Source organism: Lacrimispora brassicae (assembly GCF_054772055.1).
Genome location: NZ_BRYH01000055.1, coordinates 1 through 19,468, shown reverse-complemented (window position 1 = coordinate 19,468; position 19,468 = coordinate 1). Strand labels below are relative to the sequence as shown.

Sequence of the window (19,468 nt, the reverse complement as noted above, 5' to 3'; positions counted from 1 at the left end):
ATTCCCGGCCTATTTCCCTAAAATAAAAGAAACCAACTTATGAGCATTGGTTTCTTTTAAAAATGCTTTGGTTTTATCAAAACCCGGATTTCTATTCCCCTAGTCCTGCTCCACGGTTTCCTGCTGTGTTCCAAGCTGGCTTGTACAATAGGGACAGCGGGTGGCACTGATATTGACACGTTTGAAGCAATAGGGACACTCCTTGTCCACAGGAGCAGCGGGCTCTGCCTGCTGCTTCTTTCCACGCAGGGAATTGATCACCTTTATCATCATGAAAATAACGGCAGCCATAATAAAAAAGTTGATAACAGCCGTAATAAAGGAACCATAAGCAAACACCGGCCCAAGAGCCTGTGCAGACTGCAGAGTGGAAACATCCCCACCTTCCGGGGCGTTATACAGAAGGGCAAATTTACTGGAGAAGTCCACTCCTCCGGTAATCACTCCGATCAAAGGCGATATGATGTCCTTGACCAGGGAATTGACAATTGCCTGAAAAGCAGCGCCGATAATGACACCCACTGCCAGATCCACTACATTCCCGCGCAAAACAAATTCTTTAAATTCGGCTATAATACCTTTTTTATTTCCCATAAACGTCAGTCCTCTCTACAGATTTATAAAATCTGTTGGTAAACTTTGGAATTATAATATCATAAAACAGCAAATTCTGCAATTTGTGAATGTAAAAGTTCACGGCAGAAAACTTTTCCTGCAGCCGCCTTATTGCAGAAATGGGAGGCAGTTATGGCAGTATCTCAAAAAAGCGGGTTCCGAATGCCGGATACCCGCTTGATTTTACTATCAGCCGCGTTTATCGTTTGTTAGCCCTGCAGCAGGGATCGTTACATCCATCTTTGAAGCCGGCACAATATGCCTCTCTTTTTGCTTCCGCACAAGGATCGATGTTGCATTTATTGCTGCAGTTATTATTGCAGCTATTATTACAGTTGTTGCAATTATTATTGCATTTACAACCACTTGACCTAAAATTAAAACATCCCATATCATATACCTCTTCTCATAGTTATATCATATTGTATGGGATGGCTAGACAAGACGTGAATCACATATATAAAAACTGTTTCCTCAAAGCTCCGTCTAAATAAAGTGCCTTTATTTTAAATATCATTCCAAAACACACGCCTGTTTTTTCAGTTATAATTCCCTGATAATATTGATTTTACGGCATTCTCAATTTCCTCGTAACCGGTGCATCTGCATAGATTGGATTGTAACCATTCTTCTATTATATGATCGTCGGCGTTTGGAACGTGCTTGGCCAATGCATGGCAAACCATCAGAAATCCGGAAGTGCAATAACCGCATTGAAATCCCCAATTCTTTATAAATGCATCCTGTATTGGAGCGTCTTTCAGCCCTTCTACGGTTGTTATTTTATGACCCACTGCCTCTGCCGCCAGTATCAGGCAGGATTTGACAGGCATGTCGTCAACCAGCACCGTGCACGCTCCACAGTCTCCGTTTTCACAGCCGCTTTTGGCCCCGGTTAAAGACAGCTCTTCCCGGAGAACATGAAGCAGGGTGTGGGCAGGCTTGACCATAACGGATTTATCCTCACCGTTTACATTAAGAACTATTACGCTGTTTCCTGACAAATACATACAATCCCTCAATTCCCAAAAAGATCATCCGATCTTTTCAAAATTATTAAACATTTCCTGCAGTATATTTTTTAATACGAATTCCCGGTACTCTCTGCTTCCTGATAAATCACCTTTGCAGTCATTGTGCGCTAAATTTATGATTTTAGTAATTTTCTGTTCCGTGCTATATGATTTATGGTTTATGATCCGTTCAGATAGAATGATCGGATTATCTCCATACCCGGAAATTGCCGCTTTTACTGCCTTCTTATTTTTCAACGCCGCCATGGTGATCAACGGGTAATCTATTTTCTCTATTTTGGTCTTTTTCACATGATTGTAAGGCAAATTCAGATCCTCTTCCTCTATTAATACGGATACAAGAAATTCTCCTTTTTTTAACTGCAGTTTCCCTTTGAATGCCTGTAAAAACGGTACTTGTACCAAGCCACCCTGTGTCATCACCTGCAGGGAACAGTCACTGATCATCAATGGCAAAGCCGCCTCCCGGTACTTAATGGTTCCGGCCAGATTGCCGCCTATGGTAATCTTTCCCTGGATGGTGTGGTCTGCAATTCGTTTTATGGTTTGGGACAGCAGAGGATATGCATTGTACTCCGCAATATTCGTAAGGGTTTGTGCGGTTCCAATCCTGAACTTCCCGTCACTTATCTCAAGCTCATTGCACTCCGGTATTCCTTTTAAATCAATGACCGCATCAAATTCTATATTGTTTACTCTGGCCATACTGATAATTTCCGTACCGCCTCCATAATAAAGAGGCTTTTTGTTATTCAAAATCAAATCATGGTAACAGTCGAATGCTTCTTCCATGCTTTCCGGTTTATAATAATCAAAATCAAAAGGTATCATAATTTCGACCTTTCCCGCCATATGAATTCAGGCGTAATAGGAAGCCGGTTTACATCTATCTCAGCCGCCAATGATATGGCATTTGCCAGTGCGGCAGGTATTCCAATAATGCCGTGTTCTGCAATACCTCTGGCTCCGTAAGGTGCATCGATTTGAGGCGTCTCTACAAAATCAACCAGATATTCCGGATTTTCTCCGTAACGAATCATTTTATAGGTGCGGAAACTTGTATCTTCTACAATTCCATTTTCATTGCAGGTGAAATCTTCACAGGTACCAAGCCCCAGTCCCATACACATACCGCCCATAACCATGCCTCTTGCACTCTTGGGGTTTAAAACCTTTCCCGCATCGATAACGGAAGCTGCCTTTAAAAGCCGGTAGGTATGCTGTCTGGTATCATATTCAATTTCAACAGCCTGGGCGCCTACGGTCCAGCTTTGGCCTGGTCTCCCCTGTCCCGATGCCTCATTTAGGGGCGTAAGACGGTTCACAATATAGCTGCCCCGCCCAATGACAGGCCCCTTGACAGAATTGCCATCGGGATATTTATAGCCCTTGACCAGGTCTTTGAACATGATGTAAAGCTCTGGATCATGCTTTACAAAAATCATCTTGTTCTCAAAATCCAGATCCTCAGGCGGACACCTCAGCGTAATTGATGCCAAATTCAGTATCTGGGATATGGCGTCATCAGCCGCATTCAAAACAGCGCGTCCCACTAAAAAGGTAGTCATGCTGGCAACTGTTTTCCATAAATACGGTGTTGACTGAGTATTTACATCCAGTTTTACATAAACATCATCAATATTTATTTTCATTCTCTCCGCCAATAACTGGGCTGCCGTTGTCTTCATTCCCGGCCCTATCTCGGCAGCACCGCAATCCAGATTTATGCTTCCATCAGAATTAAAGGTTAAAACAGCGCTTGCTCCTGCATCCGTAGGAGTATCAGAGGTTTTGACCAGACAACTGATCCCTTTTGCTCTTACCAAGCCATTTTCTTCTTCTATTCGCGCCCCTTCCTTCCAGTTAATGAGCGTCTTTAATCGTTCAAGGCATTCTGCCCCATTGCCTGTATTACTGGCGGTGACTTTAACCTGGGTAGGGGTCAAATCACCGGGATGGACCAGGTTTAAAAGCCTTAGATGAAAAGGGTCCATCCCTGTCCCGGCCGCCAGCTTATCCATCATTCTTTCCAGACAAAAGGTATGCGCCTCATGTCCGAATCCCCGGAAAGAGGTTGCATACGGATGGTTTGTATATACGCTGTAACAATCACATTGGATATTGGGTATCCGGTAAGGGCCGGCGCACTCCACCGCAATAGCCTTCGTTATTTTAGGGGAAATATCCGAATATGCACCGGTATCTATCTGGAAGATCATTTCCGCCGCCATGATCTGTCCGTTTCTTTTAGCTCCCAGCCTGATTGTTCCTTCCAACCCCAAATGACATGGGGAAGTGACCAGATCTTCCTCTCTCGTATTTGCCAGATTGATCCATTTTCCCTTTGCATTCATTGCAGCGATCACCGCCAGAATCTCCGGCTGTACACATGCCTTTCCTCCAAATGCGCCGCCAACAAAGGGAACCTGGACGATAACCTTTCCTTCGGGAATATTAAAGTATTTGCTGATCAATTCCTTAACCTCATAGGGGCACTGGGATGAGGTCTTTATCATTACGCTGTCATCCGGCATGACGATGCAGTGGACTGCCCTGGTTTCCATGGCAGCATGATCAGACTGAGGCAGTGAAAAGCTGCCCTCTACAACGATTTCGCTGTCCTGCCATCCTATCTGCATGTCGCCTTTTCTGATTTTCTGATGGTGGCAGATGTTAGTGCCTTTTACAGGGTAGACTTCCTCCGTGGCCTTTGTATATGACATGAGATCTTCATGTATAATAACAGGATTCCTTTTGAATGCCTCTTTCACAGAATTTACAACCGGCAGGGGTTCATACTCTACAAGTATTTTCCCCGCAGCCGCCTTTGCCAACATTTCATCATCTGCAACAACCATTGCAACCGGTTCCCCATAGTAACGCACTTTTTCTCCGGCTAAGGGAGGCCTGTCCCGAAACATGGTGCCGCACAGGATCTGATGGTCCTTGGCCGTAATGACCGCCCTTACCCCCGTCATTGACAATGCTTCCCCGGTATCTATGGATATGATCCGGGCATGAGCATGAACACTTGTCAATAATCTGACATAAAGCATAGGGGAATCGGTCATATCATTTGTATATTTGGCTGCGCCTGTTACCTTATCTTTTGCCTCTTTTCTTACCGTGTCTTTTCCTAACTGGGTTTCCATTAGCCGCCTCCTGAAAATATTCTACCTGCTTATTAATATATGGTCGCCGTTTTTTAACTGCACCACATTGGCGCGAAGCGCCTTCCCCAAATCGGTCAGACAGGTCTCACGTTCCTCTAAATCAGGGATATAAAGGGTCAAAGGATCGCCTGATATGATCCTTTCTTTGTTATCTGTTATATAAACTAATATCTCCGGGTTACTCTGTCCCATTAATACCTCCTCCTATATCAATATCCATAATCGTATTGATTTTCCTGCTGTTTTCCAATACCGGTGTTTTTTTAATGACGTCTATGATGGCGTCAGGATCACGGACAATTGGCACAAAGGCCAGCAGCAGCTTTCCTTTCGTATAATTTTTTCTGGTAAAACTGTACCGTTTCACGCCAAAGGTCCTGGTAGCCTCAAAGAGCATGGCCTGCCTCTGTCCATAATTCTCAAGGGTAATTCTGAATTTACTGCTTTTCGGTTCTATGACAATGCCAATGCCTTCCTTTAAAAATATTTCCCGGCTTTTTCTGGTTCCCAGCACATTGGTTACATACATACCGTCCACAAACAAATCGGAATGATCTATGGTTAGTTTTCCTTCTTTTATGTTGCAGATATCACCGATACACTTGCCCTTTGTTAATCTTGTCAGGAAATAAATAATACAAAGGCCGCTGACCAAGGCAACCAACATGTTCAATAGCAGACTGTCCAAAGATAAAATGCTTAAAATCAATACAACAAACAGGGATGTGAGGAGAGATAAATAATTTCTGGATTCATAGGTCTTGGCAATACCGTCAATATAAGCAGCCCCTCTTTTGGAATACTCTGTTTTTTCCAGATCTTCAAGACTTTCCTTTTCTGTTTTCCTCACATCCCGGAAGTGTTGGATGGCTAAGGCAATAAACGTAACAGCCGTAAATTCTTTGTTTAGCAGAGAGGGGATTGCAACAGCGCCCAAAGCAGAAGCCAGAATGCCAATTACGATGCTGATAAAACCGCCGGTAGGATAACTGGGATTTTGACGTGTATCAATACGAAGGGTGGCGATCCGCGCAATTGTTCCCATTGCTATCCCGCACAATATGATAACAAGGTCATGAAATGCTAATGTTTTTTCCATTTTTTTATAATGGCATCACTGGGGAAACCATAATTCTCCAATCTTATTTTTGGATTATTATCTCCTCTTCCTGCTACAATATGCAGAAAATAGAAAATCTGCTGTACCTGTTACAGGCTGATGGTGTCCACCGTCAGTTCTGCAATCTCTTTGACAATGGTCCGCCGGCTGGTCTTGAGATTCACGGGAACGGCACTATTGGTAAATGCCTGGATTTTATATTTTCTTTCCTTATATCATATATTTTTCCCGTGTAGACATTTTTTCTACCACTTTCATGTCTATTACCTCTGGCAAATTAACAAAGATGCCTTTTAGAAGATACCTTTTTTCAAAAATACTCACACTTTAAATTTTACCGCAATATAATAATGTACAAGATGCAGGTAAAAATCACTATATTTGTTATCAATTTCAATAATATCCAATTCCTAAATAACGGAGGTTTTTATATGAGTCAGAGATGTGAATGTGAATGCGAATACGACTGCGATGAATGTTGTTGTGAGAAGAAATACGGAAAACCAACCAGAACTTTGTTAAAATGCGGATGCCCCGGATTTGTTGCATTTCCTGTTGCTACCTTGATCGGTACAACACGGACTATTGCCACATTACCGATCAATACTTCAGAATTAGAGCGTCCCTGCATCCAGCTTTCATTTTCTGCGAATATTTATACAAGTGTAACAAGCGGCTATAGTTTTCAAATCTTTAAACAGTGTTCAGACCAGCTTACACCCACTCCGGTCAGCGGAGTCTATGAATATTCCAGAGCCGTTGCCACAACGGAAACTGATACCTTTAATTTTACTGTATGCGATTGTGATTGTGATTCCTGTATGGATGGCTGCTGCACTTATCTAGTCGTCGTTACTGTTACCGTTATCCCTACTTTAGATCAATATATTGGTACAACACTCAGCGCTATTATTACTGATAATGGCTGCGGCTGCTAAATTCAGCACAGATAAAAAAATCTTCATATCAGATGCCTGTTGATAAAATAGCAAAAGCAGCCTCCTAACACGGTATAATACTTTTATAAAACCGTGTTAGGAGGCTGCTTTTTATGATGGGAAAACAAAATCATCAAATTCAAATGATTATTTAAGATTCAAGGTAATTCCGAATATCCTTTGTTTCATGATCTTCATATTTAACGATATTTCCTTCCCAGGTTCTGAGCTGAACATACCCTGGTCCCCGGGATACAATGTAGTTGGGAAAAATAGGGGTTTTTCCCTGTCCCTTGGGAGCGTTTACTATAAATGTCGGGATCGCCAGGCCTGAAGTATAGCCTCGTAAGTATTCCATGATCTCTATGCCATCTTCAATGGATGTGTTAAAATGAGCGGTTCCCTGAACATGTTTTGCATGAAAGATGTAATAAGGCCTTACTCTGCATTTGAGCAGCTCATGATTGAGCACTCGCATGATATACTTATCATTATTAATTCCATTTAACAATACGGCCTGGTTTCCCAGGACAATTCCGGAATCAGCCAGTTTTTCACAAGCTGCTTTTGACGCTTTTGTAATTTCTATGGGATGATTGAAATGAGTGTTTATATAGATCGGATGATATTTTTTAAGCATGGAGCATAATTGATCCGTTATCCTTTGAGGCATGGTTACCAGGCTCCTGGTACCCAGTCGGATAAAATCAATATGAGGTATCTCTTTTAGCTGCCTTATCATCCACTCAAGGTCCTCATCAGAAAGACATAGGGCATCCCCGCCAGTGATCAGTACATCCCTGATTTCTTCATTTTCTCTTATATAATCAATGGACTCCAGGATCATCTTACGAGACCTATGGACATCTTCCTCACCGATATTCCTTCTTCTCTGGCAGTGCCTGCAATACATGGCACACTCATTGGTCACATTAATGATTAACCGGTCTGGATACCGCCTTGTGATGCAGCCTGCGGGATTTGTAAATTCTTCACCCATGGGATCAAGGTCTAAGCAGGAATCATCCAATTCTTTATAGGTTGGAATTGATAACAACCGTATAGGATCATATCTGTCATACGGATCTGCCAGACTTAAATAATACGGAGAAACCGCCCATCTGAATTTTTTCTCAACCTTTTTGATGCGCATTTTTTCTGTTTCACTTAAGGGAATGATTTTACTTAAGGTCTCAACATCCGTTATCTTATGGGTTAACTGCCACTGATAATCATTCCAGTTCTCTTCTGTGGCATCCAATACCTCTAATATTTTGTTTTTCCTCTTAACGAACTCTTCTTCCATGTCCATTCCCTTTGGAATCCTCTTACGAGCTTCTAAAAAATCTTCGATCCGCCCCTTTAATTCCTCTGCTCTTTCAAGTGATACCTGTCGTTTTTTGTCTTTTTCCATTAAATGTCTCCTTACATATTTTATTCACTCCGTAAAAAAAACTTCCTATGGAGATTTTTACAACGAAAAATGAAAGCTTCTCTATTGTTACGAAACAAACAGCGGTTTGTTCAAATTTTACTTTAATAGTTCTTTTGCGGGATGATTGGACAATACATCTTCCAAAGTGTTTCAACAAACCTGCAGTTTTATCTGCCGGGCAGCCTGCACCGGGCCTTTGCTTGTTGGAAAATGAAACGTTATTAATATTCATAAATTCAAGATATGATGGAGGATTATAATGTCAGATCAGGGCTGGGTAAATGGTTTCCGTGAATCTTTAACAATAAGATTCACATATGCTTCTTCTATTATTTTCTGCTCTATTAACCCGCCCAAAGCAACAACTTAATTATATCAGTAAAGTTGTTACTTAGTCAACCCTATGGAAAATAGCAAATAAGAAAAAACATCTGCGGACTTATTGACCGGCTTGTCTGGTTCTGCAAAATGATCATTCTGTGAGGCAGGCTCTTATTATCATCACATCGCTCTCGGAAAGCAACTCACTATATGCATAAATCAGCCCAGGTCACTGCATCCCAATATCCTGTTTCCCGTAAAGACTATTTCTTTCATTATCTATTCTTAATGACAAGTATTATTTCATATAGACCACATTTTTACCATTTTCTTGTCGATTACGGTAAATTAATAAGAATGCCATTTTAAAGGTACCTTTACCAAAACCACTCACACTTTAAGAATTATCATAATATAATATTGTACAAAGTACAGGGGAAATCACTATAATTATTACTTTTAATGAATCCAATTCCTAAATAACGGAGGTTTTTATATGAGTCAAAAATGTGAATGCGATTACTACTTCGATGAATGTTGTTGCGAGAAGAAACAAGTAAAACCAAGCAGAACTGTGTTAAAATGCGGATGCCCCGGATTTGTTGCATTTCCTAACTTAGCCGCAGTAGGCACAACAGAAACAATTGCAACATTAGCCATTGATACTTCTGAGTTCGAGCATCCCTGCATCCAGCTTTCATTTACTGCAAATATAGGCACAAATGCAACAGACGGCTTTAGTTTTCAAATCTTTAAACAGTGTTCAGACCAGGCTACACCCATTCCGGTCAGCGGAATTTATGAGTATACCAGAGCTGTTGCTACAACAGAAGCTGATACCATTAATTTTACTGTATGTGATAATGATTTATGTACGTGTGGCTGCTGCACTTATTTTGTCGTAATTACTGTTACTGTTGTCGTTACTCTTGTATCATATATCAGTAATGCGACACTCAGTGCCATTATTAACGACAATGGCTGCGACTGCTAAATTCAGCACAGATAAATACAATCTGCTGCCGTCATAACTCTGTTATTATTTTAGATAAAAACAATATTTTCATATCAGATTATTCCATGAAACAATGATAATCCGAAACTCGGGAAAATATAAGGTGAGCCGAGCTGCGTTCCAACTTACGGAATCCAATGCATGACAATGAGAGTTGGCTAACAAGTTTAGCTACGGCCGTGGTGTCCCCATCAGTAATTACGTTAGCCAATCAACCTCATCATAACAAGAAAATAAGAATAGGGGTAATTTTCCTACTTTTATATAATACAAATTAGAATTCAATATGCGTCTCACACCTTTTCAGCGCATATTATTTTCCGGGGGACTGAGTGACAAGTCCCCTTTTTTTAATCTTAGGCCACCTTTTTTTTCGATATCTGTTTATTCATCATCAGCTTCATCTGCAGGCATCTTTATAATGCCTGATTTTACTGCACCATTAAAATATCAGGGTTAAAATCACGAAGAATTAGCTTTAGAATATAATAGACTATAAGAACTCAGACAACTTCTTTAGAAATGTAAAATCAGGATAAGGAGGATTTTTCATGAATGCCAATGAATACAGTGATGAATACGAAGATAGAGAAATATGTTATGATTGTGATCATAAATGCAGTGAGTGTAAATGCATTTGCAAATTTGAGAGGATCCCAAAGCCTCTTAAACCTAATAGAACACGCTTAAAATGCGGGATATCGTCAGGACCTGTAACACTTCCTGTTGAGACTCCTGCCGGAGCTGCATTTACATTAGCTACTGTAAATGTAGAAACAAAAGGTATGAACCAGCCATGTATTCAATTAGAATTTGCAAGTAATATCATTACTACCGCTGCATCTCTAATTCTTAATTTCCAGATTTTTAAACAATGCAGAAATCAAATGACACCTATTCCCCTAGGGCCAATTTGGACATTTTCACCCCTTGTTGAAGTTACGGATGGTAATACCTTCTCATTTTCTGTATGTGATTGTGATACAACCTGTGATGAATGCTGTTTCTATAGTGTTGTAGCTACTCAAACTGAGGGGGCTACTTCAGGTATAACGACCATTAACAATTCATCTCTGGCTGCTATCATTATTGAGGGTGCATGTAAATACTAAGGGGAACAATTTAAGTTTGCTCTACGAACTTAGGAGACAGAATTAGGCGAGTCCGTACTATTTGGATACTCGCCTTTTGTTTATATACCATTCAGCGAATCTACATACCGGATTTCTTGAGCTCCATTATCTTTTGTATGCCAACAGGCACCTTTCGGAAGTCCTTCCAGTGTATTGCCAAGGAAATACCAATCTCCTGATCCATTGTCTGAAGGTAGTTGATTCCTGCTCCAGCAGGTTATTTATTCAATAATAAGCAATAACGCATATAACGGCTATAATCGCTTATGAAATCCTTATAGTTTTCATTCACAGTTTTTTCACAGGACGTACAAAATTTATTTACATCTTCTACAAACTTTTTTCACATCTATCCGCTATACTTAAGACAGTAACAAGAAGAACTCCAATACTTGTTAAATTAAAAACTTTTTTTCATAACTGGCCGGTGAAAGTCACATTTCACCGGCTCCTCCCTTTTTATGGGCCAATTATTTCCTGGTAAATCAGGAAAATGACCGTTGCAAAGAAACTCTTTCTATTATAGAATAGGGAAGGTGCCTGTGGCATATGCAAACTTGGAGGATATTACACATGAAGAAAAATGCAATCGTAGGACAATCCGGCGGACCAACCGCTGTGATCAATGCAAGCCTTTACGGCGTCATCAAGGAAGGAATGGCTCAGGCTGAAGTCGGCCGGGTTTACGGTATGATCAATGGCATAGAAGGCTTCATGTCCGGCAACTATATGAATTTAACCGGCGACTTAACGGAAGAAGAACTGGAACTTCTGAAATTAACACCTGCTGCTTATTTAGGTTCCTGCCGCTATAAACTCCCTGACGATCTGTCTTCTCCCTTTTATCCAGCTCTGTTTGAAAAATTCCGGGCCTTGGAAATAGGATATTTCTTTTACATCGGCGGCAATGATTCCATGGATACGGTAAGCAAACTTTCCCGCTACGCCGCCCATCACAATAGCACCATCCGTTTCATCGGAGTTCCCAAAACCATTGACAATGACTTGATTTTAACGGATCATACTCCCGGATATGGCAGTGCTGCCAAATACGTGGCTGACACTGTCCGGGAAATCGTTCTGGATTCTTCTGTCTACCAGCAAAAGTCCGTCACCATCATCGAGCTGATGGGCCGCCATGCAGGCTGGCTCACCGCTGCCAGTGCCCTGGCCAGAAAATTTGAGGGGGATAATCCCGTGCTTATCTACCTTCCTGAAACGGATTTTGACTTTGAACGGTTTGCATCGGATGTAAAATCTGCTCTTAATAAAAACAATTCCGTTATTATCTGTATCTCTGAGGGACTCTCTGATGCCCAGGGTAAATTCATATGCGAATATGCAGATGAAGTCCGTTTAGACACCTTTGGCCATAAAATGCTGACCGGAAGCGGTAAAATGCTGGAGAATTTTGTCCGCGACCGTTTCGGCGTAAAGGTCCGTTCCATTGAGTTGAATGTAAGCCAGCGCTGCAGCGGCATGCTGTCTTCTGCCACCGATATAGAAGAATCCGTACAGGCAGGCTCACAAGGAGTAAAAGCCGCTTTAAACGGTATTACCGGAAGGATGGTCGCCTTTTGCCGCACAGGAAATTCTCCTTATTCCATGGAATGCACCACGGTTGATGTCAGCCAGGTGTGCAATCAGGAAAAGCTGTTCCCCTCCCAATGGATCTGCAGCAATGGCACCGATGTCACCCCGGATTTTCTGGAATATGTCCTGCCTTTGATCCAGGGGGAGCCTCAAAGGAAAATGGAAAGCGGCAGACCTGTATATCTGTACCGAAAATGATGCTTCTCCGCTGAACTCACAAAGCGGCACAGCCAGTTATTTCTCTGGCTGTGCCGTATTTTATTTACCGGATCAATATTTCTGATCATTTATTTTCTAAAGTCTACTATATTCATTTTTTTTGTGCATTTTTTGACAGCATGCCTCATATATTCATAATAAAGTCTAATTCTATTTTCAAAAGCACTTATGGGAGAAAGTGAACAATGAACGAAGAACCTTGTTTAGACCGCATCCCTTGCGGCATACTGAAGCTTAAAACCGATGAAGACCTTACCATTCTTTATTCCAATCAGGCGATAAAGGCATTATTCCAAGCGCCTGCTTCTCTTAAGGACATGGTATGTGAGTCGGAATATCCGGAGCTGCTGACAGAAATACGCAGCCACTTAACAGACCAGGCAGTGAGCTTTGAACTGGAATTCAAAGCAAAAATGCAAAAAAACTGTGTCTGGTGCTCCTTGCAACTGAATTATATCCCTGAGGAGGAATTACTGTACTGTGCCATCTCTGATATCACATGTATGAAAAAATTCCAGGAACACTTACGGATCCGTGAAGAACAATACCGGCTGGCCAGCCGGCATTCCGGCTGCCTTGTAAGCATCTATGACATTCCTTCCAGAACCCTTTCCCCTTCGCCTGAATTTTCCAGAACCTTCCCCTTCCCCTACACTCTGCCTCTCTCCCCGGAATTTCTTATTGAAAACGGCATTGTACACAAGGAAAGCGTCACCGATCTTCTGGATTTTTATCAGAACATGGAGCGGGGGGTGCCCGAGGGGAAGTGCATTACACGCCTAAAAACAGGTTCAGGAGATTATCACTGGTTTTCTACTCATTACTCCCTGGTGTATACTGAGGATCAAAAACCTCTCAGAGGAATCATATCCTACCAGGATATTACGGACCAATATGAAAAAGAACTGGCTTATCAAAAATGGATGGAGTACATGCGTGAACAGAAAAAAGGCTGCATCGGCTATTACGAATATAATCTAAAATTCGACTTATTTGAAGAGATCATCGGTGAAATGACTCAGACCATGCCGGAATATGTCACCAATTCTTTTTCCAGCATCATGAACTATATCGCTGAGCATCACATTTTTGAAGAAGACCGGGAGATGTATCTAAAATTCTTCAACAAAAACCAATTGCTCTACCACTATTATCGGGGAAACCGGTCCCTGCGGCTGGAGCATCGGCGTTTGCGGCCGGACGGAAATGTCTACTGGGGACTTGGCCTGGTTCAGATCGTTTCTGATCCCTATACCGATACCATTAAGGCATTTATCCTCATTAAGGATATTGATGCATCCAAACGGGAGGCTCTGACACTTCAGGAGCTTTCCAAACAGGATTCCCTGACCGGGCTGCTAAACAGGGCAACTGCCATACATGCCATACGCAGCACATTAAAAAACAGCCAGGGTCATCACATCCTCATTATGCTGGATATTGACCGTTTCAAACAGTTGAATGATAATTACGGCCATCAGTTTGGAGATAAGGCACTCCACCGCGCCGCCTCAAGGCTTAAATCCGCCTTAAGGCGGGATGACATTTTTGGGCGGCTGGGAGGAGACGAATTTATCATATTATTAAAGGATGTGGCTTACAGCATGGATCTTTACGCCCGCCTGGAAAACCTGTGCAGTTTAATAGGCAGCGCATTAGAACCGGAAGCCCATATCTCCGGCAGTCTGGGAACGGCGGCTTACCCGGAAGATGGAACCGTATTTGAAGAATTATACGAAAAAGCCGACATTGCTCTCTATCATGCGAAGAAACATGGCCGCAGTCAGTATGCGGTTTATGAACCTGGGATGAGCATGACAAAATTATGAAAATCAAGGGTGCTGCAGATCAATCGTTGATTTAGCAGCACCCTTTTTAATTGATTTTTATAATATTTCTCCGTTGGATTTAATGATTTTTTGATACCAGGCAAAAGAATCTTTCTTAAAGCGCTTATAACTGCCATTACCGTAATTATCCGCATCAACATAAATAAATCCATAACGTTTACTCATTTCATTGGTTCCACAACTTACTAAATCAATTGCTGTCCAAACAGTATACCCAAATATTTCTACACCGTCTTTTACCGCTTCTTTCATCGCAGCAATATGCTCACGCAGATACTCAATACGATATGTATCATGCACAGCCCCAGACTCTTCCAATTTATCATTCCCGCCAAGTCCATTTTCCGCTACAAAAAGTGGTACTTGATATTTATCATACAATCGATTCAGTGTAATTCGAAATCCAAGGGGATCGATGGGCCAGTTCCATTCTGTTGTCTTTAAATATGGATTGGGCTCGCTATCAACCAGATTTCCGGATACACGGGTTCCTGTATCATCATACTTTGCAACATAAGTATTGTAAAAGCTAAAAGAAATGAAATCTGATGTATTTGATGCCAGTAATCTTTTTTCTTCTTCCGTAATCTCAAATTCAATGTCATGCTCGGCAAAAAACCTCGTCATATATCCGGGATATTTCCCACGTACAGATACATCTAAGAAAAAACAGTTTAACTGGTCATCCAGTAATGCTGAAAACTGGTCTTCCGGTCTGCAGGTAGCGGCATAATTTTCCAGGCGAGCGATCATGCAGCCAATTTTAAACTTAGGGCTGATCGATCTGGCAATACTTATTACTTTTGCAGCCGCCAAAAATTGATGATGGATCGCTTTATATTTTGCAGTTTCAATATTTTTGGAAACAATCCTTTCCTGTAAAATTCCTGCGCCTGTATAGGGACTGAAAACCGTCATATTTAATTCATTAAAAATAATCCAATATGTTACATCGTTTTTGAATTCATTTAAAATCACATTTGCATACCTGACAAAATGATGAATTGTTTCTTTGCTTTCCCAACCATTTAATCGATCAACAATATCTACCGGCATTTCATAATGAGACATCGTTACAAGAGGTTCCATGCCATATTTCTTACACTCAGAAAATACATTTTTATAGAACTTCAAGCCTTCTTTGTTTGGTTCAGTTGACAGGCCATCAGGAAAAATCCTTGCCCATGAAATGGATAAGCGATAGACTTTCAGTCCCAGTTCACCAAACAATTTAATATCTTCTTTATATTGATGATAGAAATCGGAACCTCGCCTTTTGGGAAAATTTCCTTCCGCTCCTCCAGCCTTATTTTTTTTAAAATCTTCCTCTGTCACATCAGAAGTAAGAACTTTCAGGTTTTTACGATCCTCAGGTTCGTAATAAGGGACAATATCAAATGATGAAAGCCCTTTACCGCCCTCATTATATCCTCCTTCCACCTGATTTGCTGCAGTTGCAGCTCCCCATAAAAAATCATTTGGAAATCCTGTAATCATTTTTTTATTTGTATCATGTATTTAGTTTCAAATACATCAATACTCTCCTTTCCTATAAAATTATGATATTGCAATAATATTCGTTTCCCAATTTCCTTTACTTCCTACTCCAAGCAGTTCAATTCTATTAAATGCGGAGGCGTTTGTTACAAGTACCGGAGTTATAATGTCTATCCCTTTCTCTTTCAGATAATCCAAATTTACCTCCATTAATTTATCACCCACTCTTATAGCATCTCCTGCTTTTACGCTTACCTCAAAGCCTTCACCACCAAGTTTTGCAGAATCAATGCCGACGTGAATTAACAATTCGATCCCGCTTTTGGATTTTAAACTGATTGCATGTTTGCTTTCCGATATCATTGTTACTTGTCCGTCAAACGGTGCGCGGATTTCCCGGATTTCCGGTATGATTGCTACCCCAAGTCCAACAATCTGTTTGGAGAAAATTGTATCCGGAACATCTGTAAGCGGTACAATTTCCCCTTCAATAGGGCTTCGAACAAATTCTTCATTCACTGTTTCTTCCGGAACTGTTTGCGGCTCTTCTTTTATATTTATGTTCTTATCTTTCCATAAAATTAGGGTTAATCCAAAAGAGGAAGCAAATGTAATTAACAGACTGAGAAGAATCACGACTATGTTTGTATTATCTCCGCCTTGGGTAATGTAAGCGGGGATCCCGGTGATTCCCGGCATAACAAAAGCATAGACTTTAACACCAAACATCGTTGCCACAAAACCTCCGATGCCTCCAGCGATCAGGGACGCATAAAACGGTTTTTTCTCACGAATATTAACGCCATACATTGCAGGTTCGGTAATGCCAAATATAGCGGAAATACCAGTAGATAAAGCCAGTGATTTCAGCTTCTTGTCTTTTGCTTTTGTAAACACAGCCAATGTTGCCCCTGCCTGTGCAATATTGCATAAAAAGAATAATGGGGCAATAAAATCATAGCCTAATTGATTTAAGTTTTGCAGCACTATTGGATTCACTACATAGTGCATACCCGTCATAACGATCAGTGGAATTGTTGCCCCTAAAATGAGTCCCGCAACTGGACCGGAAACTGCAAAAATCCATGTAAGGAAGCTGGCTAAATAATAACCTGCATAATTACCTAACGGAGCCAATAATCCAAGTGAGATTGGAACAATAAGAAACAGTGACAGCATTGGCGCTATTAAAAGCCGTACTGTTTCCGGTGTCCTTTTGTCAATAAATCGATATACCTTGCTTAATAGCCATACACTCAGCACAATCGGAATAATAGAAGCAGAATAATTAATGAATGGGATTGTTATACCGAACACATGTAAGACATCGCTATTTGCTGCCCCTGTTATAATTGTTGGATACATCAATGAACCGGCTACTGTCAGCGCCAAAAATTCATTGGTCTTAAACTTTCGTGCCGATGTTACAGCAAGCAAAAATGGAAGGAAGTAAAAAGCAGCATCAGATAATATATTGAACAATTGATAAATATCGCTCTCTGCAGAAACTGCCTTGATAGCTAATAACAATGCTAAAACACTCTTTACCATACCTGCTGCTGTAATTGCCGGTAAAACCGGAACGAATACTCCTGCTAAAGTATCCATTAACTTTGTCATGATATTTGTTTTTTCAGCACTTACTTCTCCATCTTGTTTTCTGGAACCATTCATGTGAGAAACAAGATTTTCATATACATTTTTCACATCATTCCCAATGATGACTTGAAATTCTCTTCCTTTAAATTGAGCTCCGGCGATTCCTTCAGAATCTATTATTTCTTTTTCATTTACCTTTGAAGAATCTTTTAAATGAAATCTGAGCCGGGTAATACAATGATATACATCCAGTATGTTCTCTTCTCCACCTACATTTTTTAATATAGTTTTGGATAAATTATTATAATCCATCTCTGCTACCTCCTAAAATAAAAAATACCTGAAAAAGACGCAAATGAAATTGCTCTTTTACAGGTATAGCCTACTTAAAGTGACTCCCTATTATTTATTTTCAGTTAAAAGCTTGTTCAAATATATCATTAAAAAAGCTCTTTCCGATTTACCAATTTTCTTTTCAAACTGGTATTGCAGATATTCAATAATCTTATCGGTTGTTTCATGAATGATACAGCTTGAACAATCATAAATTGCGTTGTAAAGATTATCATCTTCATTACTAATATCTTCGTTAAGTTCCAGGCGTTTCATTAAAAAGCGTAAATGGGTAACGAAACGGGAATAATTTATTGATTTCTTATCCAGAACAAACGCACCGGAATATTCAATGATATTTATGGATTTATTGATCACCTCCGTTGTGTTCATAGTCTCATTCAGCGATTGACTGAAACCATTATTAATGAAGTGAAGTGCAACGGCGGTAATTTCAAAATCATTAAGATGAATCTTGAATCTATCATTCAAAGATCGGATAACTTTTCTTGCCAATTCGTAATCATTGGGATAAATTCTTTTAACAATCCATCTGAGAGGATGTTCCTCTTCCTTGCCTTGATTTTTAATTGTAGCATCCAGATGATCCAATAATGAGACCAGGCCTCCTATACTTAATTGAAAGCATGATGATTTCTCAATGGATTCCAGGATTCTCTGTACTTCAATAATCAAATTCTCATCAATGCTGTCCAGTACTTCCAGATTTATCAGATCTTTTTTATCTGCGTTTAAAATGTACTTTTTATCAATCTTTGATATATCCACCTCCTGACCAGCTTTTTTTCCGAAACCAATACCGGTTCCAATAAGAACGATTTCCTGTCCTTTGTCTTCAGCAAGAATTATATTATTATTATATGGCTGTAAAATTTTCAATCCAATCTCACCTCTTTCACTTTTACGTTTTTAAATTAAGCAGAAACATAATATAAATCCTCTTGAAACAAAAAACAGACAATATCCTTAAAAGAATAATTGTCTGGTAATGCCCGATTGGTAACACCCTAAATTATAATAAAAATATAGCTTATTTTAAAATTGTTGTCAACCCAAAATTAATAATTTAATTTACAATTATTGGGAGACTCTATTCCACTTAGAGCAAATTGATCCTTGGGTCTTTAACTGGATAATCGAGTAGGAGGCGGTGACTAACCGCCGTCCTCTCACAGCACCGTGCGTACCGTTCGGTACACGGCGCTTTCAATAGTTGACGTGCACTGACTGATATGCATTGGCTAAATCATAGAAGCCACTGCATGTCAGTCTTTCTTTTGTTAAAGCTATATTTACCGCCATTGTGTGTGTCACAAACCAATGACCTCTTCGGCTATTAGCTGTTACATATGCTAAGTCTTTGGACACTCCTAGTTTTATTAGATTTCTCATCTTCGTCTTAGGCTTCTTCCACTGTTTCCATATACACATTCGTATACGATGGTAGAGCCAGCCGTTGATATCCTCAATAGGGTTCTTCATGCTTGCTATTCCGTAATAGTTAAGCCAGCCTCTCGCATATACCTTTATCTTTTCCATTGCCGGTCGTATGCTCTGAACAGATCTTCGGGA

17 protein-coding genes are annotated in these 19,468 nt (G+C 40.5%); 5 read left to right on the top strand and 12 right to left on the bottom strand.

The annotated features are described in order from the left end of the window. Nucleotides 1-99 precede the first annotated feature (99 nt). The 7 genes from mscL to ACYVD3_RS24290 all read right to left on the bottom strand — a co-directional run bounded on the left by mscL (nucleotide 100) and on the right by ACYVD3_RS24290 (nucleotide 5,921). On the bottom strand, nucleotides 100-594 hold the full coding sequence (gene mscL / locus ACYVD3_RS24320; RefSeq protein WP_460645088.1) for a large conductance mechanosensitive channel protein MscL: 495 nt from the start codon (nucleotides 592-594) through the stop codon (nucleotides 100-102). A 210-nt stretch (nucleotides 595-804) separates the two neighbouring features. Next, nucleotides 805-1,011 (bottom strand): hypothetical protein, encoded by a 207-nt coding sequence (locus ACYVD3_RS24315; RefSeq protein ID WP_460645087.1) that lies wholly within the window; start codon nucleotides 1,009-1,011, stop codon nucleotides 805-807. A 143-nt stretch (nucleotides 1,012-1,154) separates the two neighbouring features. Then, a complete protein-coding gene (locus ACYVD3_RS24310) occupies nucleotides 1,155-1,625 on the bottom strand; it encodes a (2Fe-2S)-binding protein (RefSeq protein ID WP_460645086.1) in 471 nt (156 codons plus the stop codon). 24 nt (nucleotides 1,626-1,649) lie between these two features. Further along, complete coding sequence (locus ACYVD3_RS24305; protein WP_460645085.1) at nucleotides 1,650-2,480, bottom strand: FAD binding domain-containing protein; 831 nt, start codon at nucleotides 2,478-2,480, stop codon at nucleotides 1,650-1,652. Further along, nucleotides 2,477-4,801, bottom strand: coding sequence for a xanthine dehydrogenase family protein molybdopterin-binding subunit (locus tag ACYVD3_RS24300; protein WP_460645084.1), 2,325 nt, complete (start codon nucleotides 4,799-4,801; stop codon nucleotides 2,477-2,479). The genes ACYVD3_RS24305 and ACYVD3_RS24300 overlap by 4 nt, the downstream gene beginning before the upstream one ends. Nucleotides 4,802-4,822: 21 nt before the next feature. Continuing rightward, nucleotides 4,823-5,014, bottom strand: coding sequence for a capping complex subunit for YIEGIA (locus ACYVD3_RS24295; RefSeq protein ID WP_460645083.1), 192 nt, complete (start codon nucleotides 5,012-5,014; stop codon nucleotides 4,823-4,825). Next, nucleotides 5,001-5,921 (bottom strand): YIEGIA family protein, encoded by a 921-nt coding sequence (locus ACYVD3_RS24290; protein WP_460645082.1) that lies wholly within the window; start codon nucleotides 5,919-5,921, stop codon nucleotides 5,001-5,003. Before ACYVD3_RS24290 ends, ACYVD3_RS24295 begins: the two co-directional genes overlap by 14 nt. A gap of 452 nt (nucleotides 5,922-6,373) precedes the next feature. Here ACYVD3_RS24290 and ACYVD3_RS24285 point away from each other — a divergent pair, with 452 nt between their 5' ends. Next, on the top strand, nucleotides 6,374-6,880 hold the full coding sequence (locus ACYVD3_RS24285) for a DUF4489 domain-containing protein (protein WP_460645081.1): 507 nt from the start codon (nucleotides 6,374-6,376) through the stop codon (nucleotides 6,878-6,880). Nucleotides 6,881-7,031: 151 nt separating this feature from the next. Here the strand turns inward: ACYVD3_RS24285 and eam are convergent, their stop codons facing one another. Continuing rightward, complete coding sequence (gene eam, locus ACYVD3_RS24280) at nucleotides 7,032-8,294, bottom strand: glutamate 2,3-aminomutase (protein WP_460645080.1); 1,263 nt, start codon at nucleotides 8,292-8,294, stop codon at nucleotides 7,032-7,034. 838 nt (nucleotides 8,295-9,132) lie between these two features. On the opposite strand from eam, the gene ACYVD3_RS24275 reads away from it, so the two are divergent. From ACYVD3_RS24275 to ACYVD3_RS24260, 4 genes are all read left to right on the top strand, one after another. Next, nucleotides 9,133-9,630, top strand: coding sequence for a DUF4489 domain-containing protein (locus tag ACYVD3_RS24275; RefSeq protein WP_460645079.1), 498 nt, complete (start codon nucleotides 9,133-9,135; stop codon nucleotides 9,628-9,630). 572 nt (nucleotides 9,631-10,202) lie between these two features. After that, a complete protein-coding gene (locus ACYVD3_RS24270; protein WP_460645078.1) occupies nucleotides 10,203-10,763 on the top strand; it encodes a DUF4489 domain-containing protein in 561 nt (186 codons plus the stop codon). Between the two features lie 594 nt (nucleotides 10,764-11,357). Continuing rightward, nucleotides 11,358-12,575, top strand: a complete 1,218-nt coding sequence (locus ACYVD3_RS24265) for a 6-phosphofructokinase (protein WP_460645077.1) — start codon at nucleotides 11,358-11,360, stop codon at nucleotides 12,573-12,575. 206 nt (nucleotides 12,576-12,781) lie between these two features. Then, nucleotides 12,782-14,425, top strand: a complete 1,644-nt coding sequence (locus ACYVD3_RS24260; RefSeq protein WP_460645076.1) for a diguanylate cyclase domain-containing protein — start codon at nucleotides 12,782-12,784, stop codon at nucleotides 14,423-14,425. 57 nt (nucleotides 14,426-14,482) lie between these two features. Here ACYVD3_RS24260 and ACYVD3_RS24255 read toward each other — a convergent pair whose 3' ends face one another. From ACYVD3_RS24255 to ACYVD3_RS24240, 4 genes are all read right to left on the bottom strand, one after another. After that, nucleotides 14,483-15,943 carry a glycoside hydrolase family 1 protein gene (locus ACYVD3_RS24255; protein ID WP_460645075.1) on the bottom strand — a complete coding sequence of 487 codons (1,461 nt, stop codon included), beginning with the start codon at nucleotides 15,941-15,943 and terminating at the stop codon, nucleotides 14,483-14,485. 60 nt (nucleotides 15,944-16,003) lie between these two features. After that, complete coding sequence (locus ACYVD3_RS24250) at nucleotides 16,004-17,854, bottom strand: beta-glucoside-specific PTS transporter subunit IIABC (RefSeq protein WP_460645074.1); 1,851 nt, start codon at nucleotides 17,852-17,854, stop codon at nucleotides 16,004-16,006. Between the two features lie 90 nt (nucleotides 17,855-17,944). Next, nucleotides 17,945-18,775 (bottom strand): PRD domain-containing protein, encoded by an 831-nt coding sequence (locus tag ACYVD3_RS24245; protein ID WP_460645073.1) that lies wholly within the window; start codon nucleotides 18,773-18,775, stop codon nucleotides 17,945-17,947. Between the two features lie 327 nt (nucleotides 18,776-19,102). Further along, nucleotides 19,103-19,468: group II intron maturase-specific domain-containing protein (locus tag ACYVD3_RS24240; protein ID WP_460645072.1), on the bottom strand; the 366-nt coding region annotated here is incomplete at its 5' end.